The following is a 20884-nucleotide window of genomic DNA, read 5'->3' as shown; positions in this document are numbered from 1 at the left end:
TCGGGGGCCAGATAGACTTCCTCGGCCTTCTTCGACGCCGCCTTCAGCTCGGCAATGACGCCCTTTCGCTCCTCGATAATTTCATACTGTGGCGCAAAATCCTTGCGCGTGTTGACGCCAAGGCCCTTCTTGGGCAGATCGATAATATGCCCCATAGAGGCGCGCACCTCGAAATCGCGCCCGAGGAACTTCTCAATGGTCTTGGCTTTTGCCGGAGACTCAACAATGACAAGCTTCTTTGCCATTAATCAACCTGTACCTGATTTGCAGATGTTGTCCTGTTGAACGCCAGGTGAGCCGTTCAATCTCACAGGATAGGATAGCACACGTTGACAAGAGGGATGACAAACCGGACCACCGGTCAAGGGCTTCCAGAGCCGGTCACTTCTCCCTCTTCTCATTACGTATCCTTTCTGAGGGAGATAACACAAGACAGCCCCCCGATCTTCCCCCAACAGCCAGAGCGAGTGACCTCAGTTTCCTGCGCGCGCCGGCCATCTTTCCCGCCGGGAGTACAATAGTGGAGAATCCGCCCTTTCGCCGCTCTTCCTCTACAAGGGCAGCTCTGGCTCTCTGCCCCACGAGCGTAAGAGCGCGGAAGGAGAGCGTGGGCAGAAGATGGATGGGAGGGTTGATAGATGTCTGGTACCTTTGCGCGCCGTGAACAGCGCCATGACCGCGCTCATGGGAGGGCGCAACGTCCCTGGTCTCAGCGGCTGCTCAACCTGCTCCAGTCACTCTTGCTCTGGGGCCTCACCCTCGCTCTCCTGTTGCTTAGCAGCGCCTGCGAGCCGTTCGGCAGAACTGGTACAGGACCAGCTATTGAGCAAACAGGCAGCGCTCCCAAACGAGCAACCGTCAGTCCGACACCGACGCCGACCCCGATTCCCCGGCCAGTGGAACAGTATGGCTTTCAAAAAGGGATCGTTTACCCCGGTTGGAGCCGGAGCGCCTACGGTCTTAGCGATCGGCACTGGCAGGAGAGCTTGCAAGAGATCAGGCGCAGCACCGCAGCCGAGTGGCTAGAGATGCCAGTACTTTTCTCCCAATCAACTCCTGACGCCGTCGACATCGGTGTTGACCAGGCGGCGCCTAGCGTAGCCTCCTTTGTGGCAGGAGTGCGCAAAGCTCACGAGGTTGGCTTCAAAGTCTTTCTTGCCCCTCTGCTGACCGTACGCCAGCCGGGCGGCTGGGCCGCGCTGGTCATGCCGGCTCCTGAGAGCCAGCAGCGCTGGTTTGACCATTACTGGCAGGCCCTGCGGCCCTATGTCGAAGCAGCGGAGGCTAATGGCGTTGAGCAGATCGCCCTGGCCACCGAAATGGAGTGGCTACAGAGTAACGCCCCCAGCGCGCTCTGGCGCCAGCTCATCGAGCGTGTGCGCAGCATTTACACGGGTAACCTGACCTACGACATCAACTGGTCCACTATGGATCAGCCACCGACCTGGCTGCGTGATCCGCGCCTCACCTTCATCGGCGTCTCCGAGTACATCTCCCTCAGCGACGCCCCGGTGCGCCTGGATGCCCAGACCATGATCGAACTTTGGCGTGAGCAAATCAAGACACGGCTCGACCAGCTGGCCGAGCAACTGAACCGGCGCATCGTCATTACTGAAATCGGTTATCGCAACAGCGCTGACGCCCTCTACCAGGTCTGGTCACCCACTTCGACAGCCCCGGCAGACCCCCAAGAGCAGGCCGATGCCTACAACGCCGCGCTCACCAACGTTATGACCGATGAGCACATCGCCGGCATCTTCTTCTGGGGTTGGGATGGAGTAGCGCGCTTCTCGATCCGGGGCCAGAAGGCGAGCGAGATCCTACATCGCTGGTACAGCGGTGGCAATACAGGCCCCAGTGGCTCTTGAGGGAAGATCTGGCAATGACCCAACCAAACAAGCGGAGATTCGGGACAAGCGGTCGAGGTCCGCGATCCTGGTCTGGGAGGGCCAATGCACCTGGCAACCAGAAGATCTACCCTTGGCTTGCGGTCTTGACCGCTTCACGCACGCATGCTATGCTGCAACTAGGCAATGAGAAAAATAGATACAACTATTGACATAGGCGCTGGTTCGGAGGAGAAGCATGCAGCAACATTGGCCATCTCCCGTGATCTCTCAGGGACCTAATCAAAGTGAGTCCAGAGGGAGCAGATGGCTTCGCCCAAAGAAAGGCCGCCCAGAAGCTAAGCCAGGATCAGTTACCGGAGCGGCAAGAGCCGGCCAGCGCTCACGGAGGCGACGCCTCCCGCTGAGAGCAGCCCTGGCGGTGATCAGCGGGCGCGCCGCAGGGGCCTTAAGTCGCCGTCTCCACCTCGGCGGCGGTACCAGCATCGTGGGCCTGGTGGCTCAACGCCTCTACCCGGATATCATTCGCCACCTGGCCACCCAACTGGAACATGGCAGCGTCCTGGTTACTGGCACCAATGGCAAGACGACCACCAGCGGCTTCCTGGCCGCGATTTTGCGCGATGCTGGCCTGCGCGTCTGGCGCAACCGCGAGGGGGCGAATCTGTTGCGCGGCGTTGCCGGGGCCCTGGTGGTGCGCGCCCTCCCCAGCGGCAATCTGCGCCGCGGGGGTCAGGCTATCTCGGTCTTCGAGATCGATGAGGCGGTTATGCCCCAGGCTGTACGCTTGCTAGAACCGCGCGCCGCGGTCTTCGTCAATCTGTTCCGCGATCAGCTCGATCGCTACGGCGAGGTGGAAAGCGTGGCCGCCCTCTGGCGGCAAATGGTCAAAGGGCTGCCAGAGACAACCACCCTGGTTCTCAACGCCGATGATCCCACAACGGCCAGCCTGGGTGAGCTCGCCCGCGGCCCCGTCCTCTATTTTGGTCTAGAGGATCTGACGCTCGATTTGAGTGGCCAGGGCGGCCAGGGAACTGCAGGCACCTACCAGGCTGTGGATAGTCGCAGTTGCGTACGCTGTGGCAGCGACTATCGCTACAGCGCTCGCTTCTATAGTCACATGGGCCACTACCAGTGCCCTCACTGCGGTCTGGAGCGCCCTGCGCCTACCGTACGCGCGCTCCAGGTGCGCCAGGATACCTTTGATCGTTTGCGCGTGACGGTTGAGACACCGACACAGCTGGGAGAGATTGTGATCCCTCTGCCCGGGCTGTATAATGTTTATAACGCCCTGGCCGCGATCGCTGTCGCTCAGGCCCTGGGAATCAGTTGGGAGCCAATCGTCTCAGGGATCGAGCAATTTAAGCCCGCCTTTGGACGGGGTGAGCGTGTGCAGGTAGCGGGCCGCACCCTGCGCCTGCTGCTGGCGAAGAATCCTACTGGCTTGAATGAGGTGCTGCGCACCCTCTTCAGCGAGGGCACACCGCGCCATATACTTTTCGTGCTCAATGATAATATCGCCGATGGCCGAGACGTCTCGTGGATCTGGGACGTCGATTTCGAACGCGCTCAGGGTCTGACCGCTAGTCTGACGGTAGCCGGCACGCGCGCTTTCGATCTGGCCCTGCGCCTCAAATATGCCGGTTTCGCTCCTGAGGAGATGACGATCATCCCGTCAACACCGTTGCGCGCCCTTGAAGAGCTGACCGGCTCTCAAGCGAGAGGTCGGAAAGGGAGGGGACGCGGCAGGGCCAGACACCAGCTGCAGCAGCACCAGGCTGTCGCTGCGAAGACAGGTCCCAAGGTCTCAGCTGCCGCAGAGGAGGGAGCTACCAGCCTGGGCGAGACAGCCACTCCTTTCCCAGGCTATGGGCTGGCAACAGCACTGGAGCAGGCCATCGAGCAGACTCCAGTTGGGGAGACGCTGTTTATCGTGCCAACCTATACGGGACTGCTGGAGCTTCATCGCGAGCTAGAACGGCGCGGGCTGACGCCTCACTATTGGGAGGGACAAGATTAGATGCACGGTAGGAATGAGGCCCGGCTGACGCTCACACTTGGGCATCTCTATCCTGATCAACTCAATCTCTATGGGGATCGTGGCAACATTCTGACGTTAAAGCGCCGCTGCGAGTTGCGCGGCATTGAGCTGCGCGTGGTAGGACTGGGCATTGGCGATGCCCTGGCACCCGACGAGTACGATCTGCTCTTCATCGGTGGTGGGCAGGATAAGGAGCAAGCTCCTGTGGCTCAGGACCTCTTTGAGACGAAGGGCATCGGCCTGTGGGCCGCTATTGAGGATGATATGCCTGTGCTGGCGGTCTGCGGCGGCTATCAGTTGCTGGCCCACTACTACCGCCCAGCGGAAGGTCCCGATATGAAGGGTCTGGGAGTCTTCGATGCCTGGACAGTCCATAAGGGGCCACGGACGCCGCGCTGCATCGGCGACGTGGTCATCAGCTGGAATGGCATGACAGTAGTCGGCTTCGAGAATCACGGCGGACGAACTTACCTGGGAACCGCTCGTCCGCTGGGTAAGGTGCTCAAAGGTCACGGCAATAATGCCGAGGATGGCACCGAAGGAGCGGTCTATCGTAACGCCTACGGAACCTATCTGCATGGCTCGCTCCTGCCGAAGAATCCGCACTTTGCCGACTATCTGATCGGCCTGGCGCTGCAGCGCAAGTACGGCCTCCGGCGGCTGACCAACTTGAGTATGCCGCCAGGCGAGATCTTCAATGGCTCTACGCCCGCCCAGCTCACTCCCGCGGATGATCCGACCACCCTGCTGCGGCCCCTGGATGACCACCTGGAGTGGCAGGCTCACGCAGCCATCCTGGAACGCCTGGGGCTTTACGAGGAAGCCGTTGCCGCCCTGCGGCGCGCCGAGGCGGCGTAGAGGTTGCTTTGCTTGCTCTAGCATCGAGGATTGGGCCATTATGAGCTTTGATCGAACACTGGCTCGCTGCTCTTTCTGCGGTCGGCGCCCACCCGAAGTCAGACGGATGATAGCCGGGCCAGGCGCCGCCTATATCTGCGAAGCCTGCCTTCAGACGTGCAATGAGATCTTGCAAGATCCGAGGCCCTTCTCTCCCAAGGCCCTGGAGCTGGCTTCACGTCCCCCCGTGGTCGTCGCCGCCCCCCTAGAACCCCCTGCCAGCAGCCAGGAAGAGCAGCCAGCTCCGCGCGAGGCCCTGCGTACGCTGACCCTGGAGCTGGAGCAGAAGCAGCAAGACATGACGCTGATGCTCTATCAGATCCAGTTCTATGCTCATTACTTTGATCTACACTATCTGTGGATCAGGCCGCCGCTCACACCTGGCTTCGCCTTTGTGCCACGCCTGATTTTCTTCTTGAAGGATAACCTGGGCCAGCAATGGAGCGGAGACCAGGGAGGAATGCTACTGGCCCGGCCCGAGCTGGCCAGTGACCCTAACCATGCCGTCTACCAGGGACGGGCTCGTTTCCGCCCCTTGCCCTCTCCAGAGGCCCATCGCCTGACTATTCGCGCTGCCGATCCACTCGGCCAGTTCGAGGACCCTCCTCCACGTCCGTGGCAGTTCGAAATCACGCTCTAGCAACCCTCGCCGCGGAGAAGCAGCAGGGAGATGGGCAGACCCGCAGAGCAGCATGACCCAGAGAAACAGATGGCTGAGGTGCAGCGGGCGGCAGCAATGCCGTACACCTCAGCCATCATGGCAACCAATCAGGCCAAGCCCGATTGGCTCATTCCTTCTCCCTCCTTACTTACCAACTTCCCCACGTTGGTCAATAGACCCAGCAGAGCGTTTGCCCTCTCGGGTTTTAAGGCTCTCCTGGCAGCTCCTGCGCCGGCAATTGTGACTGTTCCCCCCTGGCGGAGGGTAGATCAAAGAACACCCCTGGCATAGCAACCAGGCCAACCGGGCAGACAGACGGAGACTACTCCAGAGCGGGGATCAACAAGCCATAGCCACCTTTCTCCAGGCGATACATGACGTTCACGCTGTTGGTGGCCTCGTTCACAAAGGGGTAGAAGGGAAGACCAAGGGCCTCCATTTGTAGGATCGCCTCTTTGTCGCTCATAGGCTTGGTGGGAAGGCTGCGGATCTCTCTAATCCTGGCCCAGACGGTTTCGTTCTGCTCCTCGCTCAGACTGGTGGGAACAGGCAGATCTTCCACTTCCTCAGCCTCCCCCCTCGCCACAGTGACAGCCGACGCCTCTTCTCCTACAAGCACCGAGAGCTGCCCCGAGCGCGCCAGCGCCAGAACCTTAATGGGCGGGCGTTGATGACGACGCGCAGTGGTCAGGCGATCTTTCTGCCGGCAGAGCTGGGCAAGCAGCTTGCCAAGAGCCTGGTCAAAGGCAACGGTGGCATTGGGAGCACTCACCTCACTACGTAGTGTAGGCGAGGTTCCCATCAGCAGAATCTGGACCGTGTAGCGGTCCTGAGCACTACGCGTATGCTCCTCAGCAATAGTAATCTGCAGACGAGCAGTACTGTTGCGAGGAGAGATGAGGCGTGTTAGCTTGTGGGCCTTGCGCTCAATGTGCTGCCGCAGACGAGGCATGACCTCCATCTGCTTGCCTTTGATGATGATCTGCATAGCTTCTGACTCCCTCTTTCCAAGGCCACAACACCGGTCGGTCCAGGCAGACCTGCAGGCGTCTGGCTGAACGCAGGAGAGCGAACCCTAACCGTGGGCGCAGTTGGGTCTTGCTCATTATACCATCCCTCGGACTGCCACGACCAGCTTAACCCCGTCTCCAGACCAGGCCCCAGCTCGGACCACCAGCCTCTCAGGCTTTCATGAAAAAGGTGTTATGGAACAGCGATGTTCCGTCAACAGATGCAGGCTCAAAAGATGAACAAATTTTCATCTATGGAGGTCCTGGATTCATAAAATGTTCATCCATTGCTGTTAAGCTATTGATAGCGTTGCAGCAAATCTGTACAGTGGAATGAAGGAAGGGGAGTGGCATTCATGGCGCAGATTCCGAGCGATCACCACATTACCTATCAGCTCCAGTACCGCAAGTGTGGGAAACCAACCTGCAGCACCTGCCGCGACGGTCAGGGACATGGCCCCTACTGGTACGCCTACTGGCGCGAGGGGTCACGGCTGCGCTCAGGCTACGTAGGCAAGGAGCGACCGGAGGGTGACAAGCTCCCAGGGCGGGAGAGGAAGCGACACTCGGGCGGGGGACGCGCTGAACGGCAGGCGCGCCGCGGATATACGTGCTTGCCTCTACTAGCCGCCCTGAGCTGACAGGACTGGCCCAGAGAGGATCAGCTCAGCAGCCGAGGGAGCAGGAACAGCCACTGCCACCGCCAACGTCTCCCGTGGGGTACGAGGAGGCCAGTCAGGGTCGCTCTGGCTGGCCACACGGACCTGCCAACCAGGATCTGGCCGATTCGATCCCTCGATTACAGAACATGACTGGCTCCAGCCAGGGAAACACCATAGCCGCACCGCTGTCACATGGTGGTAGCCATTCCTTCCCTGCCTGAAGGCAGGGTTACATGACTGTCACCACTTCTGCTTCTGTGATAGAATCATCTCGACAGTATTCTACCCAGAGTTGGGAGCTGCGGGATGAAATGTCCATATTGTGGCGGCACCGAGTCACGCGTCAAAGACTCGCGTGACATCGGGGACGCAATCCACAGGAGACGTGAATGCGAACGCTGCAAGGGGCGCTTCAGTACCTATGAGCGAGTCGAACCATCTCACCTGATGGTCATTAAGCGTGATCAGCGCCGCGAGCCTTTCGACCGCCAGAAACTCTATATCGGCATTCGCAAAGCCTGTGAGAAGCGGCCCCTCCCCGTCGGAGAGATCGAAAGCGCGATCGACGAGATTGAACAGGAGCTTTATCGCATGGGCCGGCAGGAAGTACCCAGCAGCGTGATCGGCGAGCTGGTGATGGAGCGCCTGCGCCGCATGGATAAGATCGCCTATATCCGCTTCGCAAGCGTCTACCGCTCCTTCGGAGATGTGGAAACAATGTTCGAGGAGATCCAGCAGCTGCTCAATCGAGAGAAGGCAGAATAAGCCCGTCGTAACGCTTATCCCGCCTCCCTCACGAGCCGAGCAGAGCCGTCCTCTGGCCGCTACGGCAGGAAGACCTGTGCTCTCTTCCTAACTACCACAATGATCTCCTCTTCGTGTAAGGCCTGGCTCTCTTTGTGTCCCGCACCCCCGCGCTGGCTACCCTGCTGAGCTGGTAGATCGGGGGGCCTGGCCCTGGCGTCTTGGGCTGCCGGGTCACCCTTTTCCGCCTTCCCCTCAACCTCGCTCGCCCCTACCTCCGATTTGCGCCGGTCCCCCGCCCTCGGCTCACTAATGCTCTGCGAGCCGTCCCTCCGCCTTTCTCAGACGACGGCTGAGCACGCTCAGCAACTTGAGGGCAATCTCCGGTTGCCGCCGCAGGACAGTACGAAACTCCCAGATCGGCAGAAGGATGGCCGTGGTCTCCTCTTCGGCGACAACGCTGGCCGAGCGAGGCAGATCATCCAGCAGGGCCATTTCCCCCAGCACTTCCCCCGGCCCGGCTGTACCAATCACCTCCTCCGCCCGATCAGGATCGTTGGCCTGGAGAATACGCACCCGTCCTGCCGTGATGATGTACAGGCCAGTTCCCGTATCGCCTTGATGAAACAGCACTGTGCCGGCGCTGTAGTGCCGCTCCTGAGCGCTACGGGCAATCTCTTTAAGCTCTCTGTCACTCAAGCCCGAAAATAAGCTCACCTTCTTTAGTATGTCCTCATACATTGTAAATGGCTCCTCGTGCAAAATCGGCTCGCTAGCGGAGCAGACGCCTGCCACGCTTCCATCACTCTGGCCCGGCTGTATTGTATCACAGTAGCTCAGCCCTGTCTCCTTTTTGACTTTCTGACGGCGACGCACTACAATAAGTGGGACGACTGATCGACACCCAGACAAGAGAAACCTAGGCCCGAGCCACTCGCTAGAGAGATCAGAGAGCCATGACAACACAAGATATCTCAGTGGCCCATCAGCGGCTCCGCGAGGGAGTCGACGCCCTCAATGAGGGGAAACTCGATAAGGCCGCCGAAGCTTTCAGCGACGCTGAGGTGCGCTTCCGTCTGGCCGGCGATTATCGCCATGCTGGCGATAGTCGCATGCTGCTCGCTGAGGTTCAGCAACAGAATAATCTAATTGATAGCGCTATTATCAGTTACTCGCGCGCTCGCAATTATTACCGCCAGGCTGAGCAGCCGCTGAGCGAGGCTGGTGCTACGATGGCCCTGGGACATTTGGAGCGCCAGCGGGCCCATCTCGATCTGGCCCAACAGGCTTACGAAGAGGCTGGCGCGCTCTACCAGCAGCAGCGCTCTGTGAGAGGACAGGGCAATGTCTGGCTCGCATTGGGACATCTGGAGCTGCAGCGCGGCCATATTGCAGAGGCTGCTGCCCATTACCAGCGGGCCATCGCAGCGTTTCAGGAGGCCGGAGAAGCAATTACGGAGGCTGATGCTCGTCGCAGCTACGGTGATACTCGTCGTCTTGAGCAGCAGTTTGCTCCTGCCGAAGAAGCCTACAGACAGGCTCTGGCAGTCTATGAGGCTCAGCGAGACTACTACGGTGCTGTCGATGCTTTGAGCGGCCTGGCCCAGATCTGCCTGGAACAGTGGCGACTTGCTGAGGCTGCCGATCTCTTCGGTGAGGCAATCCGGCGCTCACTGGAGTTAGAGTACGAGCTGGGGCAGGCCGATGGCAACCTTGGACTGGCCGCCGTGGCCCTGGCCAATAATCAGCTTGAACAGGCGCTGGCCAGCGCTCAGCGCGCTCAGCAGGTCTATGAGAACCAGCGCAATGCGCTGGGACTCGCCCAGACGCTACGTTTGCTGGGCGAGATTAATCTCCGCCGCGGGCAGCTGGCTTACGCTACTTCGCAGGTGCAGCGCGCCTTGCGTACGTATCAGGCGCTTGCTCGCCGCCCTGGTACGGCAGAGGCCCAACTCTGCCTGGCCGAGATTCTACGACGGCGTGGCCTGCTGGAGCGAGCGGTGGAAACGTTTACCGCAGCCCAAGAGCAGGCCCATCTTTCTGCGAATGCCCTGCTGCCAAGCCAGGCCCTGCTGGGCCTTGGTGATATCTATCGCCAGCGCGGCCAGATAGCCCGCGCCCATGAAGTCTATGAGGAGGCCGCCACACGTGCAGCGCGGCTGGCCGAGCCGTTCCGCTCCTACGGTCTGGCAGAGGCCATTCTGCGCCAGGCGCGACTGGCGATTGCCGGTGGCTCGCTCAAGGTTGCCTGGGAGCAGCTCAATACAGCTCGCCCTCACGTCGAGTCAGGCTCTTCTCAGCATGCGCGTCTTGCCCCGCTGCTGGCCCTGGTAGAGGGAGAGTGGTACCTGACGCTGGGCGAGTCGGCACGCGCCGAGGGCCGCTTTAGCGAGGCGCGCCAGCGGGCCGAGATGCTTCAAGAGCCGTTGCTGGCCTCCGAGGCCCTGCTGGCTCTGGCTCGCACCTACCTGGCTCGCAGCGAGCTGGAGGCCGCATTGCTGACCTACACCGAGGCCGAACGGCAGTTCCAGCAGTTGGAGAATCCCGTCGGTACGGCTGCCGCTATCCTGGGAAGCGCACAGGTCATGATCGGTCAGCAGCGCTGGTCAGAGGCAATCGAGCGCTGCGAAGCCGCTCTGACGCGCTTCGGGCAGAATGAGGATCTCACCGGCCAGGCCGAGGCCCTGCTGGCGCTTGGTCTGGCTCACCGCAATAGGGAGCAGCTTGACGAGGCCTGGGCCAACTTCGAGGCCGCTCTACGGCTCTATCAGCAACAGGGTCAGCCCCTGGGCGAGTCGGATGCTCGCTACGAGCGCGCCGGCGTGTTGCTGGCTCAAGGACGGCTCGATGAGGCAGCAGACGAGCTGCAGCGGGCGATCGCTCTCGTGGAGCAGGTGCGTCAGACGCTGCCTGCTCCTGAGCAATGGACGGCCCCCTTTATGCGCCAATATGCCGCTCTCTACGCACAGGCAGCCATTACAGAGGTGCGCCGTAATCGGGAGCAGCAGGCTCGTGCACTGCTGGAGGCCTATGTGCGCCTGGCCGGTTCACACGAGCTACTGGAGCAGCTTAAAGCCTATGAAGAGAGCATTCCTACTGGGGGAGAGCATCTGAGCGAGGAGGCTATCAGCGCAAATAAGGATCTGCTGAAACGCCTCCGCCAGCTACGAAAGGGGCTGGCCTCATAGAGAAGGCCCGACTACTGGCACGGCGGCAGACTGACCTTTCGGCAGCAAAGCTGGGATCAGGCTCAACCGGTTGCAAACTGGGAAAAAAACAGGGAATGGATAGAGTGAGAGGCCAGACTTGATACCTTGCCAGTAGGCCCCAAACGCCGTATTATCTAGCTAGCAAGACAAGAGTCGAACAGGCCACGAGCAACGGGAGGAGACTATGGATTTGCGCTTCTTGCGTGGTGACCCCCAGGCACCCAAAGGACATGCGATCTTTTTCGCCCGCAGCAGCGAGGATGAGCGGCGCATCTTCTATACCTACTGCGTGGTGCCGCCTCTCCCGCTGTCACTGGCCAGATACCTGCCCTCAATCCTGGCCGCTCACTTGCCAATGGATGAGCCAAATGTGCAGGTGATGCCAATCCCTCCCATGCTGGAAGAGCTGGAGGGGGAGAAGGGCCTCGATTATCTGCAGGTCCTGGCCCGCTACCGTGATGATGACCTCTGCGAACTGGGGACGATTCATCCGCGCGATGAAGCGGCAAAGATGCAATTGGCAGCTCAGGCCTGCCAGGAGTACGGCCAGCTCTATCTGAACTACAGCGCTTCTTTCGAGCAGGCCGCCGGCAGCTCCTCTAGCAGGGAGGAACTGCCGGCCCTCGATGACCTGGACCCCGAAGAGCTGCTCTTTCAGACAATGACTGACCGGCAGCGCCTGGCGGAGCTGGGGAAACTGGTTGGGGTCGCTCGCTACGCTCTCGAAGGCAACGACACGCATCTCCTGCAGGAGACACGGCAGAAGATGCAGCGCATCGTCCGCCTCCTTCCCGAGAAGTATAAAGGAAACGCTCTGATCACGGCAGCCTGCGACGCGGGCAAGCACTCCGCTCGCATCGCCGAGCTGTACCTGGAGCGAGCTTATAAGCTTCTCGATGAGGAATACGCGGACATCCCACGCATCGAACAGGCGATCCGCGAGCTGCAGCAATCTGCTTGAAGTGCGCCTATCTCTCTTCCGTTCCGGGCTTTTCCAGCCTGTGAGCCAGTGCCCCCAGCGCCGCAGAGTCAATGGTCAGCAGCTGATCCGTCTCCTTCCTCTGTGGCTTTGCCTTCCTCTTTTCTGTACCTGTTCGCTTGATTACGAGATTAAGAAAATATACAAAGGTAACGGAGATATTTTATGGCATCAGTCGGCATGAGGGTTGATCTCTCGGAGCTGGTCGAGGCCGCGGCAGCGGCTGATGCGTCGCGTCTGGCCAGTCTGACCCGGGAGCTGGTCCACAGCAAGGCAGATATCGATGTGTTGATCGGGCGCGTTGGTATGGTCGCCGCTCATGGCGACCCCGAAGGGCACGTAATCTTGACGCTGACAGCCGCGAGCGTCCTGAGCCGCTGGCTCCACGCCTACGATCACCTGGTAGGCGAGAGCGTGGAGAATCATCTGCGTCCTCTGCCGCTGTTGGTCCAGGCTCTGTGCGCGGCCAGCGCAGCGGTGCACGAGGGACGCGGCAAGCAGCCGACCTATCCACGGCCTTACTATCCCGGTGAGCTGCCAGAGGGAAAGAGCGTTGGTGCTCTGATGCGTGAGGCCATCTACCAGAACCAGGCCGAGCTGGCCGAGCGGCTCCTCTTCGGTCTCTACGCCACCGGGGCCGACTATCGCACACTGCAGTCTCGCACCTATGAGGGGTTGGCCATGACCTTCCACCAGGCCGGCCACCCGCTGATGTTCGCGGTACGCGGCTACCAGCTGCTTGATCCCGTGGAGTGGGGAGATCGCGCCCCCAATATTATCCATTGGTTGGCTCCTCACCTGCCTGTCCGCAGCGAGGAGCCGGCCTGGATTGGGACAGTGCGCGACTTCATTGCTCAGCATCAAGGGGACTTCGAAGTGATCCGTCGGCGCATCTCTCCGCCCAAGAATGAGCATGCTCTTCCTCTGCGCGCGCTGCTACTAAGCGATGCCGGGCCAGCCCAGATTTGTCAAGCTGTCCATGAGGCGCTGATCCAGGGCGAGGCCTCGCCGCGCGCGGTTGGCTCGGTTATCGCCCTTGCTGCCGCTGACATTCTGAATCAGATCGGCGATGAGGATCGGGCGGCTTTCGTTGAGGCAGCCCACGGTCTTCTTTATGCCGCCGCCGTGCGCCTGGTCTTCGCCCAGGTCCAGGATATCGAGGTGGTGCCCCTGCTCTTCACTTCGGCAGTCTTCGTCAATGAGCTGCGCAAGCGCCTGGGATTGGCCAGCGGCCAGCTTCACCAGAGCACCCATCACCTGCACGTTGGCGGCGGCCTGCTGGCTCCCGCTTTGCTGGAGACACTCCAGGGCGAGCTGGAGGCCCGCGATCTTGAAGGGGCCTATCTGGCTGCTCGCCGCTACCTTAACCTCGGCTACGAGCCGAAGCCGCTCTTCGCGACGATTGGGCTGGTCGCGGCCCAGGCGGATGCTGCCGCTGATCAGGGCCATACGTTGCAAATTGTACAGGCGGCAGGTGAGGAGTTCATGGGATGGCCTCGCGATCTGACGGAGACTGACCTGAGCGTTTTCCTGCGCGCTGCGCTGCGGGCCGCCGCCCTGGCTCCGCGCAATACGCTGGCGTCAGCCCTCTAGGGAAGAGAGAGACTAGAGCCACAGAGCAGATGGGATCGCACAGGCGCCAGCAGGAGGCAGGTGCGAGATCGTTTGCTATTGTATCTGTGAGGCGAGAAGCCGGGACACCAACAGCTGTATCTGCACGGCTGGCAGATGAGGCAGACAGACGGAGGCACAGAAGGGTGAGCCGGGCAGTACTGTTCTGGGTCCCGGCTTCTCGTCTCTGCTCGCACGCTCCTGGCTCTTCCCTGGGAAGAAGAAAGAGCGACGACACTGCTGGCAGGCGAGGTAACTTCCAGCAGATGCTTTTCCCACTGTTCTGCGTTCTTCACTCGGGTACCCTTCGGCGCAAGGATTTTGCAGGAGCATAAATACAATGATGAGTCAGATCGATCCACAGAAGAAGAGGACCAGGCACCCTCAGCGGAGTTTGGCCGCGGTGGTCTCTCTGCTGGCTCTCATGCTAACGCTAGCCGCCTGTCAGATTGGCAGCCAGCAACCTCATCTGGTGAAAGCGCCCGCTAGCAAGCAGGTCTACCGCGAGCCGCAGATTGGCCTTGCCGACTACACGACCCTTGATCCAGCTCTGGTCACCGACCCTTCGGCGATCCGCGCCGTCGAGCTAGTCTTTACCGGACTGGTCCAGCTTGACGACCAGCTCCAGGTCCGTCCTCAGCTCGCCAGCTCATGGACCGTCTCTAGCGATGGTTTGAGCTGGACCTTCCACCTCAAGCCAAACCTGAGATTCAGCGACGGCACGCCGCTGACTGCCCAAGATGTGGCTTACAGCCTGGATCGCGCGCTGCAACCGTCGACGCGCTCGACGACCGCTCCCCTCTATCTGGCACTATTGCGCGATGCCGATAAGCTCCTGGCTGGCACCATTACGACGCTGATTAACGACAGCATCCTGGTACGAGATAAGCAGACCGTGGTCTTGATCACGCGCCAGAAAGCTCCCTACTTCCTGGCCATGCTCACAAATCCTTGCTCTTTCGTGGTTGAGCGAAGCCTGGCTGAAAAATATCATGGGAACCTCAGCGATCATCTGACAGAAGGAGGCGGCGCTGGCCCTTTCAAAGTGGCCCGCTATGTCCACGGCCAGGAAATCGACTTTGTTCCTAATACCTACTACTACGGAGCCAAACCCCAACTGAGCCGCATCGTCTTTCCCTTCTACCGCCAGGCAAGCGATGCCTATCACGCTTACCAAAGCGGCCAGGTTGATCTGACCAGCGTCCCTCTGGCCAGCTATGCCAGCGATAAGAAGCGCCCGGACTTTCACCAGGTTCCTCAGCTCTGGATCAACTATTATACAATGAACTATTTGGTGAAACCCTTCGATAACATCCATATCCGCCAGGCTTTCGCCTTGGCGATTAATAAGGTCACCATTGCAGAACAGGTCTGGAAAGGCACGGTGCAGCCAACGAACCATATCGTGCCCCAGGGTATGCCTGGCTACAACGCCGGACTGACTGGCCCCGACGGCACACAAAACCTGACTGGCAATCCAGCGAAGGCCCGCCAGCTCCTGGCCCAGGGCCTGCAAGAGGAACATCTATCAAGCCTGCCTCCGATCAAGCTCACCTATGCCACCGGGCTGAGCACTCTGGATCAGGAGGCTCAGGCCCTGATTGAGATGTGGCGCCAGAACCTGGGCGCGACCGTGACCCCCGATCCAGTCGACTATAATACGCTGCTGACCCGCGTGACGGCAGCCACGAACAACCCCAATGGCCTCCAGATGTGGGGCCTGGCCTGGGTCGCCGAATATCCAGACCCGCAGGACTGGCTCTCGGCCCAGTTCGGCCAGGGGGTCCCCAACAATAACATGAACTATGGCCAGAACGTCAGCAACGACGCTGCGAGGCAACAGCTTGTCCAAAAGCAGCTACAGGAGGCCGATAGCACATTGGATACGGCCACTCGCCTGCATCTCTACCAGCAGGCCGAACAGCAGCTTGTCAACGACGTCGCCTGGTTGCCGCTAGAGCAGGTGGATACGGTTTTTCTGCGCAATCCGCTGATCGTTGGTTTCAAGGATAATGGCATGAATCTGGTTCCACCCGATGATTGGGCCAACATCTATGTTGTCGAAAGTCAATCGTGACAGGACTGCGTTTCTCCCTCTGTAGCTGAAGGAGAACGGCAGAGACCAGGAGCAGAGCAGGCTGCCTGAGAAGCCTCTCTCTAGAAGAGGGCAGACCCATGCCTGCCCTCTCCCCGCCCTGCCGTTGCTCCTTTCCTTTGAATTGAATCGCTGTTACGCCACAGCGGTCCCGTGGCTTGCTGAGCGTGAGTCAGAAAGGTGGTCAGCTCATCAGGTCACCTCTAGAGATGGTCCTCCTTTCCTACTCACTGCTTCTTTGCTTGCTCCCGGCAGAAGGGTTCCGTATGATAACAGCGACGGTGGTGCCAGACTTCGGATGCCGCTTGCCATCCTAAAGATCCGCCAGCCCAGAGCAAGCTATACGCCGACAGCGCGGTGCTCTTATCGGACCGTGACACCGTCAGTTTTACCACCCAGAGCCACAGCCAGGCCGCCTACGTACGCCAAGAGCATCGCGAGGCCGACGATATCAGGGACTGTCCTCTGTCCGGCTGGCTGGCATAGCTATCCACACCAAGCAGAAATCTCTAGCCAACAACATGGCAGCTTGCTTTAAGCAGCGATGGAGAAGCTCCCTATGTCTACCCAGCAACGTGTGAGCACAGCAGGCCTCGTAGCGCTGCTTTCTCTTCTGGTCATCCTGCTGGGCGCCTGCGGAGGAGGCAACTCCAATACGACCTCCGCTCGTAAAGCTCCTCTTAGCCAGCAGGTTTTCATCGAACCGGAGCGTGGGATTCAAGATCTGTCAACCTTTGACCCCGCCTTGACCTTCGATGTACCTTCAGAGACGGCGATTCAGATGGTCTTCACGGGCCTGGTGTCACTAGACAAAAACCTGGTTGTTCGCCCTCAGCTGGCCAGCTCATGGACAGTCTCGCCCAACGGCCTGACCTGGACCTTCCATTTGAAGCCGAACCTGAAGTTCAGCGACGGTACACCATTGACGTCAATGGATGTTGCCTACAGCCTGGACCGCGCCCTGCAGCCAGCTCAACGCTCGTCCACAGCGCCAACCTATTTGGGCCTCATCAAGGATGCTGATCGTCTTGTTAAAGGACAGATCCGTACCATCATCGGTGACAGCGTGCTCACACCCGACCCCGAGACGGTCGTTATCCTGGCACGCCAGAAGGCTACCTATTTCCTCAATGCGCTGACTTACCCCTGTTCCTACGTGGTGGAGAAGAAGCTCATCGATAAGTACGGTTCGAAGTGGACCGATCACCTCCAGGAAGGTGGTGGGGCTGGCCCGTTCAAAGTCAAGGAATACACGCATAATAAGCGCATCGTCTTCGTTCCCAACCCCTACTACTACGGTCCGAAGCCCCAGCTGCAGCAGGTGATCTTTCCTTTCTATCGGGATACAGATACCGCCTATAAAGCCTACCAAGCAGGTCAGGTCGACTTTGCTATAGTGCCCAGCCAGCAGGTTGCCCGTGTGCGCAATCAGCCGGAGTTTCATCTGATCCCGCAGCTGTGGATCAGATACTACGGGATGAACTATCTGACCAAGCCTTTCGACAGTATCAACATGCGGCGTGCCTTCGCTCTCGCCCTGAACAAAGACGAACTGGCACACGCCATCTGGAAAGACGTTCCCATTCCGACTAACCATATTATTCCCTTGGGGATGCCAGGCTACAATCCAAACTTGCGCGGCCCCGATAACACCGTCAGCACTCGCGGAAATGCTCAACTGGCGCGTCAATACTTCCAGAAGGGCCTGCAGGACGAAGGACTTACCAGTGCTTCCCAGCTGCCGCCAATTACCATCACTTATCCTTCCGGCAATCAGGACCAGGCCAATGAGATAGCGGCAGCCATTCAGATGTGGCAGAATGTCCTGGGAGTGACAGTCAGAGGCGAGGCCATCGATTTCAATAAACTGTTGGATGAGCTATCCAACACCGCCGGCAACCCCCACGGCCTGCAAATGTGGGCCATCGGTTGGGTGGCCGACTATCCCGACCCACAGGACTGGACAACGCTTCAGTTCGATGCCGGTTCTCCCTATAATCAGGTGAACTACGGCCAGAACAATTCTTCCGATCATCTGCAGCAACAGGCCACTCAGAAACTGCTAGAGGTAGCCGATACTCTGCCGGACTCTAATGCGCGCCTGCAGGCTTACCAAAACGCTGAGCAGCAGCTCGTTAACGACGTAGCCTGGCTGCCCATCACCCAGGTGCGCAACGCCTACGTGCTGAGGCCCTATGTGCAGGGGTTCGTCCTGAATGCCCAGCTGCAGGTTCCTCCCGATGACTGGTCCCAGGTCTATATCAGCGTCCACTAAAGGAGGCGCATCATAGCTTAGGAACGATCAGCCAAAGGTAAGGCCCACGTAGAGAGCAGCACAGCCAGCAAGCGCCTGCAGCCCACCGGCCAGATCAGAGACCAGCAGAGGCAGCGTCTTGGCTGGCTGTGCTTGCTTTTGTTAAGCCCAAGTCCCAGTCCTCCCTTTGTCGCCTGCCGCAGATCTGCCACTCCCAATATCCTGACCCGCCAGGCTGAGAGATCTGTCCCAGACAAAACGTAAATAATAGTGACTTGAACCTGAATAGGGTTGAAGCTCATCAGTTTCCACGGAGATTCAGCGATCAGGGTGCCAGCGCAACCAGTAACAGGACGGCTTTGCCGCCCGGCCCTGAACTCAGGACTGTTCTCTTCGCGTGCCGTGTTTCGCTAGCAACACCGCACGTATCCTGTTTTTTGGATCGGTTATCACTCCCTCTGCAGCCTCTGCCCGGAAAAGAGGCGTAGAGGGAACTTGAACGTTGGCTGAGCTGCCACCAGCAGGCCTGGCCCACATCTTGGCAGGCTGCTGCCGTGGCTAGCGTTCACCTGATGGTTAGGAGCACGATCCATGTCCGCACTGCGTAAGAGAACCTACCCCGTGGGCTTAGCCCTCACTCTTTTCTGTCTATTTGCTCTCCTGCTGACCGCCTGCGGCGGCGGAACACAAACGACCTCACAGCAGAAAGCCCCAGCCAGCAAACAGGTCCTTGTCTATCCAGAAGCGGGAGTCACCGACATCGCCACCTTCGACCCCGGCCTCTCCACCGATCTCTACTCGATTCAGGCCATCGACATGGTCTTCACCGGCCTGGTGCAGCTCGACAACAATCTGGCAGTTCAACCGCAGCTGGCCGCTTCCTGGGAGACCTCAGCAGACGGCCTGACCTGGACCTTCCACCTGAAACCCAATCTGAAGTTCAGCGATGGTACGCCTCTCACATCAGCTGACGTAGCCTACAGCATCGACCGGGCCTTGCAGCCGGCGGAGCACTCGACCACAGCCCCTATCTATCTGGCCCTGATCAAAGACTCCGACCTGCTGCAAAAAGGGAAGATTAAGACTATCATTGGCGATAGCATTCAGACCCCCGACCCCAATACTGTAGTCATCACCATTAAAAAGAAGGCCGCTTACTTCCTGGATGCACTCACCTACTCCTGCTCCTACGTGGTGGAAAAGAAGCTGATCGACAAATACGGCAAGAACTGGACCGACCATCTGGACGAAGGCGGCGGTGCAGGCCCCTTCAAGGTGCAATCGTACCAGCATAGCAAGCAGATCGTCTTTGTTCCCAACCCCTACTACTATGGCCCCAAGCCACAGCTGCAGAAGGTGATCTTCCCCTTCTATCAGAAAGTTGATACAGCCTATCAGGCCTACCGCGCCGGTCAGGTTGACATAGCAGGCGTGCCTAGCTCGTACGTCGATCAGGCGCGGAAAGGGAACGATTTCCACCTGGCCCCTCAGCTGTGGATCAACTACTACACCATGAACTATTTGGTCAAGCCTTTCGACAGCATCAACATGCGCCGGGCCTTCGCCCTGGCCATCAACAAGGATGAAATTGTCCACGCTGTCTGGAAGGACATCTACATTGCCACGAACCATATTGTGCCCAAAGGGATGCCAGGCTATAACCCGAACCTCAAAGGGCCCGATGGCACCACCAGCACCGCGGGGAATCCCACAATGGCCAAGCAGTATCTGGAGGCCGGCCTCAAAGATGAAGGGCTGACCAGCGTCTCTCAGCTTCCACCGATCACCCTGACCTACCCAAGTGGCTCCGCCGATGCTGATCGAGAGGTCGCGGCCCTGGCCCAGATGTGGCAGAGGGTCCTTGGGATCACGGTCAAAGTCCACGCCGAGGACTTCAACAAGCTGCTGGACGACATTGTTGCCGCCACCAACAACCCGCATGGTCTGCAATTCTGGGGCATCGCCTGGATCGCGGACTATCCCGATCCGCAAGACTGGCTCACGCTGCAATTCGACGCCGGCGTGCCGAACAACAACATGAACTACGGCCAGAACCAGAGTTCCGACGCCGCTCAGCAGCAGGCCACCCAGAAGCTGATGGAGCAGGCCGACGCCATGCCCAACGGCTCAGCTCGCTACCAGGCCTACAACCAGGCCGAGCAGCAGCTCGTCAATGACGTGGCCTGGCTGCCGATGGAACAGGTACAGGCTCCCTATGTGGTCAAAACCTATGTCCACGGCTTCTTCTACAATCCTCAGCAGCTGATTCCACCCGACTACTGGTCCCAGATCTATATCACGCAACACTAGTCTCGCCTGAGTAGGACCAATCACAGGCTCAGGCTTGTCCCGGTAGCGCTGGTACCAGGAAGCAGATCGCGAGGATCGGTTACTCAGCCAGTCAGCCAGGCGGCTCATCTGCTGTGCTGGCCCATCGAGCTGGCCGAGAGACGAAGCTTTCACCACTAGAGCCTGGCGGAGCAGGAGCCAAAGAACTCCTCTCCCCAGGCTCTTCACCTTTTTCTCTCACTGCTATCCCCCTCACCTTGACCTTACTTTGACTGCTCTTTATAATAACCTCTGTCTGTTTTCCCTTCTCCACCAGCCTGCCTCCCTGCTTGATTCAGCCAGCAGCCAGTAACCACCGTCAGACCGACCGCAGCAGGCCAGTGTAGCGCCAATTGAAGGCCACCAGCTCGGACAGGGGCGAGTTGACGGTGGAAAACTGTTCTACGCGCATGTGAACAACGCAGGCAGGCAAGCGTAATAATATGATGGCAGAAGCATAACCTCTAGCTTGACAAGCCTGATAGCGCTCCTTAAAATATGGGACAAGATCCGTCATGTAACGTCTGTTGTCCGCTACAGTCCAGA

General features: G+C 59.3%; 16 protein-coding genes. 12 read left to right on the top strand and 4 right to left on the bottom strand.

The window, feature by feature from the left end; all coding sequences use genetic code 11:
* The coding region (locus IRZ31_RS10995; RefSeq protein ID WP_297153359.1) for a toprim domain-containing protein at window positions 1-245 on the bottom strand (245 nt) is incomplete at its 3' end.
* A 393-nt stretch (window positions 246-638) separates the two neighbouring features.
* Here IRZ31_RS10995 and IRZ31_RS10990 point away from each other — a divergent pair.
* The 4 genes from IRZ31_RS10990 to IRZ31_RS10975 all read left to right on the top strand — a co-directional run bounded on the left by IRZ31_RS10990 (window position 639) and on the right by IRZ31_RS10975 (window position 5425).
* On the top strand, window positions 639-1868 hold the full coding sequence (locus IRZ31_RS10990) for a hypothetical protein (protein WP_297153356.1): 1230 nt from the start codon (window positions 639-641) through the stop codon (window positions 1866-1868).
* Window positions 1869-2268: 400 nt separating this feature from the next.
* On the top strand, window positions 2269-3867 hold the full coding sequence (locus IRZ31_RS10985) for a MurT ligase domain-containing protein (protein ID WP_297153353.1): 1599 nt from the start codon (window positions 2269-2271) through the stop codon (window positions 3865-3867).
* Window positions 3868-4746: a hypothetical protein gene (locus IRZ31_RS10980; RefSeq protein WP_297153350.1), complete on the top strand. Its 879-nt coding sequence runs from the start codon at window positions 3868-3870 to the stop codon at window positions 4744-4746.
* A gap of 40 nt (window positions 4747-4786) precedes the next feature.
* Complete coding sequence (locus IRZ31_RS10975) at window positions 4787-5425, top strand: ClpX C4-type zinc finger protein (RefSeq protein ID WP_112427682.1); 639 nt, start codon at window positions 4787-4789, stop codon at window positions 5423-5425.
* Between the two features lie 343 nt (window positions 5426-5768).
* On the opposite strand, the gene raiA is transcribed toward IRZ31_RS10975, so the two are convergent.
* A complete protein-coding gene (gene raiA, locus IRZ31_RS10970) occupies window positions 5769-6434 on the bottom strand; it encodes a ribosome-associated translation inhibitor RaiA (RefSeq protein WP_297153345.1) in 666 nt (221 codons plus the stop codon).
* 378 nt (window positions 6435-6812) lie between these two features.
* Between raiA and IRZ31_RS10965 the strand changes: the two genes are divergently transcribed.
* A complete protein-coding gene (locus IRZ31_RS10965; RefSeq protein WP_297153342.1) occupies window positions 6813-7097 on the top strand; it encodes a DUF6788 family protein in 285 nt (94 codons plus the stop codon).
* 327 nt (window positions 7098-7424) lie between these two features.
* A complete protein-coding gene (gene nrdR / locus IRZ31_RS10960; protein ID WP_052888556.1) occupies window positions 7425-7883 on the top strand; it encodes a transcriptional regulator NrdR in 459 nt (152 codons plus the stop codon).
* A gap of 288 nt (window positions 7884-8171) precedes the next feature.
* Here nrdR and IRZ31_RS10955 read toward each other — a convergent pair whose 3' ends face one another.
* Complete coding sequence (locus IRZ31_RS10955; RefSeq protein WP_297153336.1) at window positions 8172-8603, bottom strand: cyclic nucleotide-binding domain-containing protein; 432 nt, start codon at window positions 8601-8603, stop codon at window positions 8172-8174.
* 215 nt (window positions 8604-8818) lie between these two features.
* Here IRZ31_RS10955 and IRZ31_RS10950 point away from each other — a divergent pair, with 215 nt between their 5' ends.
* From IRZ31_RS10950 to IRZ31_RS10925, 6 genes are all read left to right on the top strand, one after another.
* Complete coding sequence (locus IRZ31_RS10950; RefSeq protein ID WP_297153333.1) at window positions 8819-11050, top strand: tetratricopeptide repeat protein; 2232 nt, start codon at window positions 8819-8821, stop codon at window positions 11048-11050.
* 205 nt (window positions 11051-11255) lie between these two features.
* Entirely contained in the window at window positions 11256-12032 is a 777-nt protein-coding gene (locus IRZ31_RS10945) for a hypothetical protein (RefSeq protein ID WP_297153331.1), read from the top strand.
* A 183-nt stretch (window positions 12033-12215) separates the two neighbouring features.
* Entirely contained in the window at window positions 12216-13643 is a 1428-nt protein-coding gene (locus IRZ31_RS10940; protein WP_297153327.1) for a hypothetical protein, read from the top strand.
* A 358-nt stretch (window positions 13644-14001) separates the two neighbouring features.
* Window positions 14002-15738 carry a peptide ABC transporter substrate-binding protein gene (locus tag IRZ31_RS10935; RefSeq protein ID WP_297153326.1) on the top strand — a complete coding sequence of 579 codons (1737 nt, stop codon included), beginning with the start codon at window positions 14002-14004 and terminating at the stop codon, window positions 15736-15738.
* A 577-nt stretch (window positions 15739-16315) separates the two neighbouring features.
* Window positions 16316-18031 carry a peptide ABC transporter substrate-binding protein gene (locus tag IRZ31_RS10930; RefSeq protein WP_297153324.1) on the top strand — a complete coding sequence of 572 codons (1716 nt, stop codon included), beginning with the start codon at window positions 16316-16318 and terminating at the stop codon, window positions 18029-18031.
* Between the two features lie 570 nt (window positions 18032-18601).
* Window positions 18602-20320: a peptide ABC transporter substrate-binding protein gene (locus tag IRZ31_RS10925; protein ID WP_297153322.1), complete on the top strand. Its 1719-nt coding sequence runs from the start codon at window positions 18602-18604 to the stop codon at window positions 20318-20320.
* Window positions 20321-20657: 337 nt separating this feature from the next.
* On the opposite strand, the gene IRZ31_RS10920 is transcribed toward IRZ31_RS10925, so the two are convergent.
* Window positions 20658-20884: hypothetical protein (locus tag IRZ31_RS10920; protein ID WP_297153320.1), on the bottom strand; the 227-nt coding region annotated here is incomplete at its 5' end.

Origin of the sequence: Thermogemmatispora sp., from assembly GCF_019683635.1 — a bacterium.
Lineage (GTDB): Bacteria > Chloroflexota > Ktedonobacteria > Ktedonobacterales > Ktedonobacteraceae > Thermogemmatispora.
The sequence above is the reverse complement of the archived record's forward strand: the minus strand, read 5'-3'. Positions and strand labels throughout refer to the sequence as shown.

Excerpts from the sequence above, each read along its gene's own strand:
- IRZ31_RS10990 (WP_297153356.1), top strand. The coding sequence starts at position 639 with ATGTCTGGTACCTTTGCGCGCCGTGAACAGCGCCATGACCGCGCTCAT.
- IRZ31_RS10980 (WP_297153350.1), top strand. The coding sequence starts at position 3,868 with ATGCACGGTAGGAATGAGGCCCGGCTGACGCTCACACTTGGGCATCTC.
- IRZ31_RS10975 (WP_112427682.1), top strand. The coding sequence starts at position 4,787 with ATGAGCTTTGATCGAACACTGGCTCGCTGCTCTTTCTGCGGTCGGCGC.
- raiA (WP_297153345.1), bottom strand. The coding sequence starts at position 6,434 with ATGCAGATCATCATCAAAGGCAAGCAGATGGAGGTCATGCCTCGTCTG.
- IRZ31_RS10965 (WP_297153342.1), top strand. The coding sequence starts at position 6,813 with ATGGCGCAGATTCCGAGCGATCACCACATTACCTATCAGCTCCAGTAC.
- nrdR (WP_052888556.1), top strand. The coding sequence starts at position 7,425 with ATGAAATGTCCATATTGTGGCGGCACCGAGTCACGCGTCAAAGACTCG.
- IRZ31_RS10955 (WP_297153336.1), bottom strand. The coding sequence starts at position 8,603 with ATGTATGAGGACATACTAAAGAAGGTGAGCTTATTTTCGGGCTTGAGT.
- IRZ31_RS10950 (WP_297153333.1), top strand. The coding sequence starts at position 8,819 with ATGACAACACAAGATATCTCAGTGGCCCATCAGCGGCTCCGCGAGGGA.
- IRZ31_RS10945 (WP_297153331.1), top strand. The coding sequence starts at position 11,256 with ATGGATTTGCGCTTCTTGCGTGGTGACCCCCAGGCACCCAAAGGACAT.
- IRZ31_RS10940 (WP_297153327.1), top strand. The coding sequence starts at position 12,216 with ATGGCATCAGTCGGCATGAGGGTTGATCTCTCGGAGCTGGTCGAGGCC.
- IRZ31_RS10935 (WP_297153326.1), top strand. The coding sequence starts at position 14,002 with ATGATGAGTCAGATCGATCCACAGAAGAAGAGGACCAGGCACCCTCAG.
- IRZ31_RS10930 (WP_297153324.1), top strand. The coding sequence starts at position 16,316 with ATGTCTACCCAGCAACGTGTGAGCACAGCAGGCCTCGTAGCGCTGCTT.
- IRZ31_RS10925 (WP_297153322.1), top strand. The coding sequence starts at position 18,602 with ATGTCCGCACTGCGTAAGAGAACCTACCCCGTGGGCTTAGCCCTCACT.